This is a genomic window from Rhizobium sp. SEMIA 4085, from assembly GCF_013004495.1.
GTDB lineage: Bacteria > Pseudomonadota > Alphaproteobacteria > Rhizobiales > Rhizobiaceae > Rhizobium > Rhizobium gallicum.
This window is the reverse complement of sequence record NZ_JABEPH010000193.1, coordinates 1-11,505: the sequence shown is the minus strand read 5'-3', so window position 1 is coordinate 11,505 and position 11,505 is coordinate 1. Positions and strand designations below refer to the sequence as shown.

At 60.7% G+C, this 11,505-nt stretch carries 7 protein-coding genes and 6 pseudogenes; 7 read left to right on the top strand and 6 right to left on the bottom strand.

From position 1 onward, the window contains the following. A pseudogene (locus tag C9413_RS19060) lies at nucleotides 1-573 on the top strand (alpha/beta hydrolase); the annotation flags it as partial. A gap of 233 nt (nucleotides 574-806) precedes the next feature. Here the strand turns inward: C9413_RS19060 and paoC are convergent. The 3 genes and pseudogenes from paoC to paoA form a co-directional block, all read right to left on the bottom strand. Then, nucleotides 807-3,002: pseudogene (gene paoC / locus C9413_RS19055) on the bottom strand (aldehyde oxidoreductase molybdenum-binding subunit PaoC); the annotation flags it as partial. A 2-nt stretch (nucleotides 3,003-3,004) separates the two neighbouring features. After that, nucleotides 3,005-3,955 carry a xanthine dehydrogenase family protein subunit M gene (locus tag C9413_RS19050; protein ID WP_170250760.1) on the bottom strand — a complete coding sequence of 317 codons (951 nt, stop codon included), beginning with the start codon at nucleotides 3,953-3,955 and terminating at the stop codon, nucleotides 3,005-3,007. Continuing rightward, nucleotides 3,952-4,590 (bottom strand): aldehyde dehydrogenase iron-sulfur subunit PaoA, encoded by a 639-nt coding sequence (gene paoA / locus C9413_RS19045; RefSeq protein ID WP_040114985.1) that lies wholly within the window; start codon nucleotides 4,588-4,590, stop codon nucleotides 3,952-3,954. The genes C9413_RS19050 and paoA overlap by 4 nt, the downstream gene beginning before the upstream one ends. Nucleotides 4,591-5,365: 775 nt before the next feature. On the opposite strand from paoA, the gene C9413_RS19040 reads away from it, so the two are divergent. Next, on the top strand, nucleotides 5,366-5,644 hold the full coding sequence (locus C9413_RS19040) for an HU family DNA-binding protein (protein ID WP_040116490.1): 279 nt from the start codon (nucleotides 5,366-5,368) through the stop codon (nucleotides 5,642-5,644). Nucleotides 5,645-5,850: 206 nt separating this feature from the next. Here C9413_RS19040 and C9413_RS19035 read toward each other — a convergent pair whose 3' ends face one another. After that, on the bottom strand, nucleotides 5,851-6,276 hold the full coding sequence (locus tag C9413_RS19035) for a VOC family protein (protein WP_040114984.1): 426 nt from the start codon (nucleotides 6,274-6,276) through the stop codon (nucleotides 5,851-5,853). A gap of 106 nt (nucleotides 6,277-6,382) precedes the next feature. Here C9413_RS19035 and C9413_RS33560 point away from each other — a divergent pair. Beyond that, nucleotides 6,383-6,484: pseudogene (locus C9413_RS33560) on the top strand (aldo/keto reductase); the annotation flags it as partial. A 366-nt stretch (nucleotides 6,485-6,850) separates the two neighbouring features. Further along, nucleotides 6,851-7,000, top strand: a pseudogene (locus C9413_RS19030) (carboxymuconolactone decarboxylase); the annotation flags it as partial. Nucleotides 7,001-7,336: 336 nt separating this feature from the next. Here C9413_RS19030 and C9413_RS19025 read toward each other — a convergent pair. Next, nucleotides 7,337-8,368 (bottom strand): IS110 family transposase, encoded by a 1,032-nt coding sequence (locus C9413_RS19025; RefSeq protein ID WP_040114983.1) that lies wholly within the window; start codon nucleotides 8,366-8,368, stop codon nucleotides 7,337-7,339. A gap of 112 nt (nucleotides 8,369-8,480) precedes the next feature. Between C9413_RS19025 and C9413_RS34530 the strand changes: the two are divergent. The 3 genes and pseudogenes from C9413_RS34530 to C9413_RS33545 all read left to right on the top strand — a co-directional run. Further along, a pseudogene (locus C9413_RS34530) lies at nucleotides 8,481-8,648 on the top strand (carboxymuconolactone decarboxylase family protein); the annotation flags it as partial. Between the two features lie 105 nt (nucleotides 8,649-8,753). Further along, nucleotides 8,754-9,248, top strand: coding sequence for a carboxymuconolactone decarboxylase family protein (locus tag C9413_RS33550; protein WP_223844126.1), 495 nt, complete (start codon nucleotides 8,754-8,756; stop codon nucleotides 9,246-9,248). Next, on the top strand, nucleotides 9,245-9,547 hold the full coding sequence (locus C9413_RS33545) for a cupin domain-containing protein (RefSeq protein ID WP_223844146.1): 303 nt from the start codon (nucleotides 9,245-9,247) through the stop codon (nucleotides 9,545-9,547). Before C9413_RS33550 ends, C9413_RS33545 begins: the two co-directional genes overlap by 4 nt. Nucleotides 9,548-9,864: 317 nt before the next feature. Here the strand turns inward: C9413_RS33545 and C9413_RS19015 are convergent. Next, a pseudogene (locus C9413_RS19015) lies at nucleotides 9,865-11,391 on the bottom strand (SulP family inorganic anion transporter). Nucleotides 11,392-11,505: the final 114 nt, after the last annotated feature.

Genomic DNA, 11,505 nt, shown 5'->3' with positions numbered 1-11,505 from the left:
GTCGTCTATAACTCACTTTACGGCGCAACCTCTGGACATCCGACACTTGGATCGGACAGCGAGACCGCCGACCCGAATGATCGCCGCCGCTTCAACATAGCGAAGTTCGGGGCCTATCGGTTGAACACGGCTGCTTCCCTCATGCCCTCCTGGGACAAATCCATTCCTGTCGACGCCAAGGAAAGCTGGCGTGATCCGGCAGTGGTCGAAGCCTACCAAAAGGAGGCGCTGGCGTCCGATTCGACATCTGGCGATCGGAAGCCAGCTGCATTCCGCTCCCCTTCCGGGGCAATGGAAGACAGCTTCTATCTTGCTTCCGGCAGGCAGCTTTGGGACGCTGCATCAATTACCGCACGCGTGCTGGTCATCCGTTCTGAGAACGATTTCTGGAGCCGTCCTGATGACGTAACGACGCTTGAAGGTCACCTCGTCAATGCTGCCCGTGTCCGTAGCGTAACGATTCGGGGCGCCACGCATTATGTCCACCTCGATCGTTCCGAGCGTGGCCGTTTGCAACTCATCACAGAAGTGGTGAGATTGCTCTCGGAATCCGACAACACCGCAAGCCGGTGAGCTCATGTTCAACCGATGGTCACTCCTCTGACTCAAAGAGCCTCTAGGCAGCGGCTGAATTCGGGTCGCGCCAAAGGCTCCCGTAACCGCGGCGATGCCGAGGATCTCGGCAAGGTCGTCTGTGAAGAGTGCCCTGGTGAGCGTCGGTTGGGATACGGGGCTCAAGACCTCGTGCAACGCGGTTCCGTGCTGCCTGGCGGCGGGTGCGATCGCAAACACCGCCCGACGGGCCAAGCGGTGACTGGCAGGCCGCCGATCAGGTGGTCAATCGTGATCGGATAGTGCCGGACCCTGACACCGGTCGCGTTATAGATGGCGTTGGCGATCGCGGCGGAGACACCGCACAGGCCGAGCTCGCCGACCCCCTTAGCCTTCATCGGTGACGACATCGGATCCGTCTCGTCCATGAAAATCACGTCCTGATGAGGGATGTCGGCATGCACTGGTACCTCATAGCCGGCAAGGTCGTGATTGACGAAGAAGCCGCGGCGTGCGTCCACTGCGAGCTCCTCCGAAAGAGCACCACCCGCCCCCATGGTCATCGCGCCGATCACTTGGCTGCGTGCGGTAATCGGATTGAGAATGCGTCCCGCCGCGCACACTGCCAGCATCCGTCTGATGCGCGTTTCCCCCGTGGCGACGTCCACGCCGACCTCGACGAAGTGAGCGCCGAAGGTCGATTGTTGGTGCGTTTCGGAAAGCTTACCCCATTGGATCGTATCTTCACCAACCAGTCCCTCGGCGCCCGCTGCCTCTGCGAGTGACACCGACCGGTTGCCGGAGCGGACCTCGCCGTTTTCGAAGACGACATCGTCGGAATTGAAACCAAGTTTCTGCGCTATGGCTTCCCTCAGCTTCACGCAGGCTGCGTAGACACCCGCCGTCGAACAGTTGCCGCCGAACTGCCCGCCGGAACCGGCGGAAACCGGAAAGCGGGAGTCGCCAAGCCGGACCGCGACCCTGTCGACGGTGACGCCCATCATCTCGGCCGCAGTCTGCGCGATGATGGTGTAACTGCCCGTTCCGATATCGGTCATGTCGGTTTCGACGGTAACGACCCCTTCCCGGGCGAGGCGGACGCGTGCTCCAGAAGGAAGCAGCAGGTTGTTGCGGAAGGCGGCTGCGACGCCAAGGCCGATCAGCCAGTCGCCCTCACGCTTCGACCCCGGTCTTGCCCGCGCGCTCCATCCGAAGCGCTCGGAGCCGAGCTTCAGACATCCGACCAGATCACGGTGCGAGAATGGCCGCTCGGGCTGCTCGGGATCGACCTGGGTGTCATTGATAATCCTAAATTGCACGGGATCGAGACCGAGCTTCTCGGCCATCTCGTCGATGGCGATCTCCAGCGCCATCAAGCCAGGGGCTTCGCCCGGAGCACGCATCGCGTTGCCCTCGGGAAGGTCGAGCGTCGCCAGCCGCATCGCCGTCATGCGGTTCGCGCCCGCGTAGAGCAACCTGGTCTGATTGACGGCCGTCTCGAGCTGTCCGCCTTTTAGATCGCCCGACCAGCTTTCATGGGCGATCGCGGTGATCTTGCCGTCGCGTTCGGCTCCGATGCGTATGCGTTGGATGGTCGCCGGACGGTGGGTCGTGTTGTTCATCATGAATGGACGCGGCAGCGCCACTTTGACAGGTCGCTTCGCAGCCTTTGCTCCAAAGGCGGCAAGGACGGCATCGGCACGAAGAAACAACTTGCCTCCAAACCCGCCGCCGATGAATGGCGACATCAGATGAATTTTATCCTTTTCCACGTCGAGGGTGGTCGCCAGGTCTGACCGCCACCAGTCTATCATCTGGCTCGACGTCCAGACCGTTAGCTCGTCACCATCCCAGGCCGCAATCGAGGCATGCGGCTCCATCATCGCGTGGGACTGGTCCGGCGTCGTGTAGGTTTCGTCGAAAGTGATCGGAGCCGTCCTGAAAGCCGCATCGAAGTCGCCGGCGGCTGAATCCGGCTGCTGGGACTCGTCCGGCTTCACCGCCGAAGCCATCGCCTCTTTGAGGTCGAAGGCGCCCTTCTCTTCGGCATAGTCGACCTTTACCAGTGCTGCGGCTGCGCGGGCTTGTTCGAAGGTTTCGGCCACGACGACGGCGATCGCCTGGTGGTAATGCTGGATTTCATCACCGCCGAAGAGCTTGGCGGTGTTAAACTTGCCCTTCTTCCGTTCGCCGACCTCAGGGGCGGTCACAACCGCGATGACGCCTGGCGCCTTCTTCGCGGCAGAGACGTCCATGGATTTGATGCGACCCTTGGCGATAGCCGCGCCCACGGGGTAGCCGTAGGCGTACGGCACCTTAGCATCGTGCCATTCGTAGGCGTACATCGCCAAGCCCGTCGTCTTGAGCTGGCCGTCAATGCGGTGGATCGGCTGGCCGACGACCTTGAGCTGATCGATCGGGTTCGTAGTTGCTGGCGTATCGAACTGCATGGCTATCCCCTAGCTTCCGAGATCACCGCTGCGAGCGTGCGCTCGACCAGGTTGACTTTGAAACGGTTCTGTTCGGTAGGACGGGCGTCCGCGAGAAGGACACCAGCGGCGGCGCGGGCCCCTTTCGGCAGCTCGGTTTCGGCCGCCTCGACCCGCCAAGGTTTGTGGGCAACGCCACCGACGGCGACGCGACCGGTCCCATCGGATTGAATAACCGCGCCCACGGAAACGAGTGCGAAGGCGTAGGAGGCGCGATCGCGGACCTTCCTGTAGATGTGACGCCCCCCGATCGGCGGTGGGAGAATGACCCCTGTGATGAACTCGCCGCGTTCGAGAACCGTCTCGATATGCGGGGTGTTGCCCGGCAGGCGGTGCAAGTCGGCGATGGGGATGGAACGTGGGCCGCGGCGGGCTGTTCCCGTTTCGACCACCGCCTCCCGCGCGCGCGTGGCGACCGCACGGTCGCTGGGATGGGTGGCGATGCGGGCGTCGCCCGGGCCGACGCCGGCGTGCTGGCGGGTGAAGCCGCCGATGGCCGAACAGCCGCTGCCTGGCTGGCGCTTGTTGCACGGCTGGTTCGGGTCGTAGAAGTACGGACAGCGCGTGCGCTGCAAGAGGTTCCCCGCCGTCGTCGCCTTGTTGCGGAGTTGACCGGAAGCGCCCGCGACGAGCGCTCGGGAGAGCAGCGCGTAATCTCGACGAACGGTTTCATGTGCCGCGAGGTCCGTATTGCGAACCAGGGCTCCAATACGCAGTCCGCCCTCCGAAGTGGGTTCGATCTTGTCCAATCCGAGGCCGTTCACGTCGATCAGATGCGTCGGCGTCTCAATCTCCAGCTTCATGAGGTCGAGAAGGTTGGTGCCCCCGGCGATGAATTTCGCTTCCGGATTGGAGGCGGCCGCCTGGGCCGCGGCCTCGACGGACAAGGCCCGTTGGTAGATGAAGGCTCTCATGCTTTTGTCCCCGCGACTTCGACGATGGCGTCGACAATGTTGGAATAGGCGCCGCAACGACAGATGTTACCGCTCATGCGCTCGCGGATTTCGGCCGGGGTGACAGCCACCTTAGCGGTTAGGTCGCCAGTGACGTGGCTTGGGACGTTTGCCTTGATCTCCTCCAGCACCGCCACGGAGGAACAGATCTGCCCAGGCGTGCAGTAGCCGCACTGAAATCCGTCGTGCTTGACGAAGGCCGCCTGCATCGGGTGGAGATCGCCTGGCTTTCCGAGACCTTCGATCGTCGTAATCTGGTCGCCTTCGTGCATGACGGCAAGCGTCAAACACGAGATGACGCGACGGCCATCGACCATGACGGTGCACGCGCCGCACTGGCCGTGGTCACATCCCTTCTTCGTGCCCGTAAGATGGAGGTGTTCGCGCAGCGCGTCGAGCAGCGTTGTCCTATTGTCGACGTCGAGATTACGCCTCTCGCCGTTGACGGTGAAGGACATCTTCGTCGTGTAGTTCATCGTGTTTCCCGCAGATTGTGCCGCCGCTCCCCCGGCTGCGACGCCGGTGGCCGCGACAGTCGCGGCAGACGAGATAAGCAAATCCCGACGAGAGATTTCGAGTTGAATGGGGTTATGCATGTGCAGCTCCACTTCACGCTGATTGCATGGGGGCGCGTCCAGCCGATCCGGCAAAGGCGCCAGCAGGCTAGATAGAGCAGAAACGATCGATGATTAGGCCTCCCTGCTGCATACACTTATCGATCTGATTCATGAATGGCATTCCGACATACGAGTTGAAGATTATGCCGGCCATGCATCCTTTGTCACACAGCGTTTGGCGCGCCATCGTGAAGTATCCGTTTGGCACATTATCGAACCTATGCCGATAGCCGATATCCTTAAGTTCCTCCTTAGAGCCCCATTTCGTACAGATTTTGAGGATTGATCCAGGGCCGTTAACGCGACGCGGCGAACCCACTATCCAGCCATACGCACCACCGACCGGCCTCGAAGAGCAGGCGAACGACCGTCGAAATGAGGGCAAGAAAACGTCTGAGCCAAATCTTTTTAATGTTTTGCGGTCCTCAGGTCGGGCCGCGCGGACACCAGAGGCGACGGTCACACTTCGTGCTTTCGCCATCGGTCAAGAGATCCGGATAGCGAACGATACTCTTCGTCTGGATCCGAGAACAGCTCGTGCACGCACCGTCTCGTTTCCGGTCCCGTAAGCTTCAACGGCTTCCAGAGCTCGACAAGCAGGATCTTGCAATTCAGCCTCTTGTATCATGACCGTCGAACGGAAGTATGCATCAAATCAGTGGATTGACGCCGTTGAACTCGTTCACTCTCTACCCTTTGGCGAAATTAATATGTCAAGATGCATAGGGAAACATTCAAAAAGGAACCAACTTACATGACGACGACAAACGAAATCGCAGACAAGATCGCCGGTGAACATGGCCTTACCAAAGCCCAGAGCAAGGCCGTTGTAGAGGCGGTCTTCGCCTCGATTACGTCGGCCGCCACATCTGGCGCCGAGACCTCGATCCCGGGCTTCGGCAAGTTCAAGATAAAGGAGACGCCGGAGCGCGAAGGCCGCAATCCCTCAACCGGAGCCACCGTCAAGATCGCTGCCGCAAAGAAGCTCGCCTTCACGCCGGCCAAGGCAGTGAAGGATGCTCTTAACAAGTGATCGTTCGGATCATGGAAGCCCCGCTTTCGGCGGGGCTTTTCGAACAGGCACCGGGGCACTGCGAGTCGTCTAAACCGACGAAACATTATGGGACCGAAGGGCTCCAAGCCTCCGGCCGCACTAATTTGCAAGAGTGAGGAGCAGATGCATCCACTTGGCCAGGATGCGGGCATCCGTTCCGTTCGTTGTAGCGGAATCAAGTCAATTCAATCCTGCGGTGGCAGATTGGCCGGATTCCACACCACTTCCCAAAGGTGGCCGTCAGGATCAGTAAAGTATCCAGCGTATCCACCGTAAAAAGTCTCCTCAGCGGGCTTTACAATATCTGCTCCCGCAAGCCGGGCTTGTTCCATGACCTCGTCAACCTCACGTCGATGTGAGACGTTGTGGCCGATCGAGAATGAGGCGCTGCGCGCGGGCGCTTTCGTCAGACCGCTGTCGTGGGCCAGATCATCCTGAGCCCAAATCGCAAGTTTAACCCCGCTGGAAAGGTCAAAGAACGCGACGGCGCCATGCGCGAACTCACGGCCGACGATCCCTTGAGTGGGTAGTTTCAGGCCGTCACGATAAAAGGCAAGCGAGCGCTCAAGGTGGGCAACACCCAGCGTCAAGACAGAAATACGTGGTTTCATTGACATTCCTCCATCTCAGTCAGCTCCGTCACATCCGAGATCGACCGGGCTTCGATACCAAATAGCGCTGCCGAAGGAGCACTGGCCCGAGAGGTGGCGAAATACTCTGACGGCCGCGGACCTTGCCGAGATCGAGGATGCCGCCGCGACGATCGAAATCGAGGGGGAACGCTATCCGGAACAGTTGATGGCCGCTACTGGGCGCTGACGCTTGGACCGGTTGACGCGGAGCTATGCCCGCGCGGGTGGAAAAGTCGGCTTCGTCGGTGCCCTGCACGGTGTGCAGCTCGACGGACAGGGCTGTTTTTCGCGCAAAGCTGCTCGGCGCTCCGGCCCAGTCCGCCGCTTCCTGCCGACAGGTTTTCGACCTCGAACTACCGCTTGCCGATGTCGTCGAAGGCTATCGCGCCATGCACGAGCGCCGCAATCAAGACGCTGCTCAGGGGTCAAACTGGACGTCGACTACGCAGTCCGGTCATCGAATCGTATTTGTCACCCCGCCTCACGCACGAGACGCGGCGCGCTACTGGCGAGCTAGCGTTCACGGGAGCAGACCATGGAAGAGGAAAGCCAGATGAAGAAGATTGCCGCAGGCATCGGCATTTCCGCTCTCGCCGCGGCAGGCGTCGAGGCTCAGGAACGTCGCCGGGTCGCTCCAGCCGCCGTCTACGACATCGCCCCCGGCCTTGCCCACTTCACAGACGATGTTCTCTTCGGCGAGGTTGTCTAATCGCGTTCCGTTCGTCAAGGTGGTCTGGGCATTCGGCATCTGCGCCGTGTTGCGAGACAGGCCACGCGGCGGGAGTTGAGTGGTTTGGGTCAGGCCTCAGCGGCCATGTTTCCTTCAGAGCTGTCCGGTGCTGGGAGCAGGGTTGTCTCCGCGGTCGATATAGGGTCGCCGCACGATGGGTCTTCGCAGGTAAGATCTTCCTATGTTTGGGACGCAGTCTCAGTGAGTTGCAGCCGCGCTAACGGAATGATCCAACCCACGTCCGCAGCAGGGACACTCAGTGCTTCAAATCGGGTTTGACGCGCTGAGGTGAGAAGGCTGGCACCTCGCTTATGCTGTTGCGCCAGCCAATCCGTTGAAGACTTCTCCTGTTTTGAGCATGCTGTGCATGATGACCGCGAGCTTTCGCGCGACCGCCACTGCTGCGCGCTTGAAGCCCAACCGCTGACGCAGCTTGAGCCCCCAGTTTTTGAGAGTGCTCTCGTTCCTGGCACCGGTTCTCGTGAGGATCACGGTCGCCGCTTCATAAAGCAGTCCCCGCAAATGGTTGTCGCCTCTTCGCGAGATGTGGCCGTCATAATCCACCTCGCCTGACTGGTAGCGCCGCGTTGTCAACCCGAGCCAGGCGCCAACCGAGCGCGACGTTTTGAAGTTTTCTGGATCTTCAATGGCCGCGATATACGAGACGGCCGTGACGGCACCAATCCCCGGGATTGTCATCAAAAGCTTCGTCTCTTGGCTTTGCCGCGCCGCTGCGAGCAACTGGTGATCAAGATCGGCTCCGCGCTTGCGTATGTCGCGCCAGGCCTCAAGTAGAGGCAATATGATCCTTGCCAGGCCGTCATTCCCATCTAGGAGTTCCCTCACATTGCCATCAAATACCCGACCTGTCCCTTTGGGGACGATGAGACCGAACGTCTTCATCAGGCCGCGGATCTGGTTGCTAAGCTGGGTTGAGATTCTCAGGAGCTGATTGCGAGCCGCCACAAGCGTGCGCGTCAGCATGCTGTCGAACGCCTTTACCCGGACGGCCTTGTAGAAGCCGGCTTCGGCCAGTTGCGCCAAGCCATCCGCATCATTGGCATCTGTCTTGTTGAGCGTCTCGTCCAATACCTTTTGCGCGTGCCGCGCTTCAATGCAGATCGCCGGAACCCCCTCGGCCGTCAGCGCGTGATAGAACCATGTCGACAACGGCCCCGTCTCGAACACAACGCGCCTGGCGTGCGGCGCATGCTTGCGGATCATCTGCGCCAGAAGCTTTGGATCCGACGGGCACTTTCCCCGCCAGATCCGCTTACCGTCCTGTCGTATCGAGATCGCAGTATCTTTCAATGAAACGTCCAGGCCTATATATTGGTCCACGGTTGCTCTCCGTTCGATGTTTGGGCCCGGTTCCAATCGTGAGCCCGTTTTACCATCTTATCGGGGGCAACCACCCCCGCCAGCCATCATCTTATAAAAATGGCCTGGGGCGATCGCGCCGCGATTACCCCATGTTTGGGAACGAGCAGAACTTGCACCTCGCGATCGGAGCCTCGTCACCGGTCTCGGCGATCATCTCGACCGGCAAAACTGGCAGATCGGCGGTCATGTCCGGCATGCCCTCGACAACGGCGTCAAAGCCGGAGAGATTGGCGAACTGATCACCCAGCTCGCCTTTTATTCCGGTTGGCCGAACGCCATCTCCGCCGCGGCAGAGACTAAAACGGTATTTGACGAGCGTAACATCGCTCCGGTCAAGAGCAGTGTGGCGGCCCGGATCGAGCTCGAGGCTGCCGCCGAGGCGGCACGGGCAGCAACGATCAATACTTCCGTCGCGCCGAACTCCGCGGGGCTTGCCGATCTGACAAACCGCGTGCTTTTCGGAGACCTCTGGCAGCGGCCAGACTTTTCGGCCCGCGACCGCAGCCTGGTAACCATGTCGGCGCTGATTGCCATTGGACAACCGGAGCAGCTTCCTTTCCATGCTAACCGGGCGATGGACAACGGCTTGACCCGCGCTGAAGCATCCGAGGTTGTAACCCAGATTGCCTTCTACGCGGGCTGGCCACGAGCCATGTCCGCAGTGCAGATACTCCAGCGGGTGTTCGACAGTCGGGAGGCCGTCTCTAAAGCATCTGCCGCCTCGGCCGATCTTAAGATAACCCGCGTGAATCAGGGCCGGGCCAGGGCTCCCGAACAATATTTCACGGGCGAGGTTGAGACCTCTGGCTTCTATCGGGCGATGCGCCCGCCCGTATAGGCGGGGCGACCGTATCTTTCCCGGCTGGAGCCCGCACGGCATGGCATACCCACCCGCTTGATCAAACGCTCTTCATCATCTCCGGCCGCGGCTGGATTCAGACAGAAGGAAAGCCTATCGAGCAAGTGGGACCGGGCGACGTGGTCTGGATACCGCCGCTGGTCAAGCACTGGCACGGCGCCTCGGCAGGCGAGCCGATGACGCATTTTGCCGTGGCCGAAGCCTTAAACGGTAGTTCGGTCACTTGGATGGAGAAGGTTTCCGACGAAGACTACGGCAAGGGTCGCGAACTCGATTGACTGGCCGGCGGAGCCTGACGGAGGAACCGACGCGGAACAGGATCTTAAGGCGAACTCTTCCAAAGGGCTGTCTCTGAGCAGCCGCAAGGTGCGGCATGGGCACCGCGCAATCAAAAGAGCTCCACGAGCTGCGTGGCATTTCTGCGGCAAATCATCCTCGCAATTGCGGAAGCAAGATCCATAAATTCAACGTTATCGCACTTGGCTGGAGCGTGCTTCTAGCTCCCGCTATGATTGCGGGTTCGTTACAGGCTGGCGGTTTAGGGAGGCAAGGCTTTAAACGGGAGGGCAACGAAAAATTGCCCTCCCGCAAACGATCAGGCGACTTCTGCAGAGAAACGCGCAAATAGCGGCTTAAGGCGGGGATGACGCGCCGCCTGGGGCGGATGAATCTCTACGCTTCGGCCGGATTTCGTCTCGCGCCTGAGCCATTCGCTGATGGTCTCTGCACTGGTGTGATCCATGTAAAGCAGGTGTTTGCCGATAATACTGACTTTACGGCCTTCGGGCAGTCCTTCGAGCGTGCTAAGCAGCACCGGCACGTCCTTGCAGGTCACCGCTCCCCTTAGCCGGACATGAATTTCGTCGTCAACCTCGGAATGCCTGATTGCGAGCTTTCGGCGCAGATAAGGAAGGATCTCGAGGATCGACAGCGCAAGGCCGAGCGCCACCCCGACCAGCAGGTCCTGCAGGACGACCATGGCCACCGTGACGGCCCAGATTCCAACCGGCATGAGACCATGGTGTTCGAACAGGTGGCGCACATGGTGAAGGCTAATCAGCCGCCAGCCGGTGACGAGCAGCACGGCGGCGAGCGCCGTCAAGGGTACCATTTCCAGCAATCCCGGCAAAAGCGCAACAAGGCCTAGGATCCATACGCCATGCAATACTGCCGAGGTGCGCGTGCGAGCCCCGGCCTGGATGTTGGCCGATGAACGGACGATAACACCGGTGATAGGCAATGCCCCGAGCAATCCGCAAAGCCCGTTACCGACGCCTTGGGCGAAAAGCTCCTTGTTGAAACGCGTGCGTCCCCCGTCATGCATGCGGTCGACAGCGGCCGCCGAAAGAAGCGTTTCGGCGCTCGCAATGACGGCAATCATCAGGATCGTCAAAATAATGCCGGGTTGCACTAGCTGGCCAAAACTCTCGGCCGTCGGTATCGATATGCTCTGTGCCAGTGAGGCAGGCACTTCCACACGGGCAATAGGGAGTTCAAGAGCGGTCGTCAGGACCGTCGCGGCAGCAACGCCGACAAGCGCCCCCGGAACCAGCGCCAGCCATTTGGGCCGGAATTGTTCCCAGCAGACCATCGCGAGGAGGGCGAGAAGACCGACCAGTAGCGCGACGGCCTCGTTGGTCACGCTGGCGCCCCACAATCTACCGACACTCTCGTTTATCGCGGTGACATTCTCAATGCCGCCGGCGGAGGGTTAGGCATCCATGAGCACGTGGACCTGTCCGAGGATGATCAAAATGCCGATGCCGGCCAGCATGCCATGAACGACGGCCGGCGAAATTGCTCTGAACCAGGAGCCGATCCTGAGGAAACCCGCCAAGATCTGCAGGAGGCCTACGATGAGCAGCACGGGACCGAGCATGGCAACGCCGTACTGTTCGACGAAGCCGAAGACGATGACGGCAAGACCGGCGGCAGGCCCGGAGACCTGAAGAGGCGAGCCCGCCAGCAGGCCGACAACGAGGCCTCCTATGATACCGGAGATAAGCCCCATGGCCGCTGGTACCCCGGAGGCGATCGCAATTCCCAGGCAGAGAGGAATGGCGACAAGGAAAACCACCAGAGACGAAGCGAGGTCGCGCGAGAGGGCAGAGCCGTTGTTTATCAGGGCACTACTCCCCGCCAAGCGCGGAGGCAACCCGCGGGATGAGATGCGGGTGGGCTCGTCCGGGGAGGGCGACCGGCAGCGGACCTCCGCACGGCACCTCGGTACACGCGC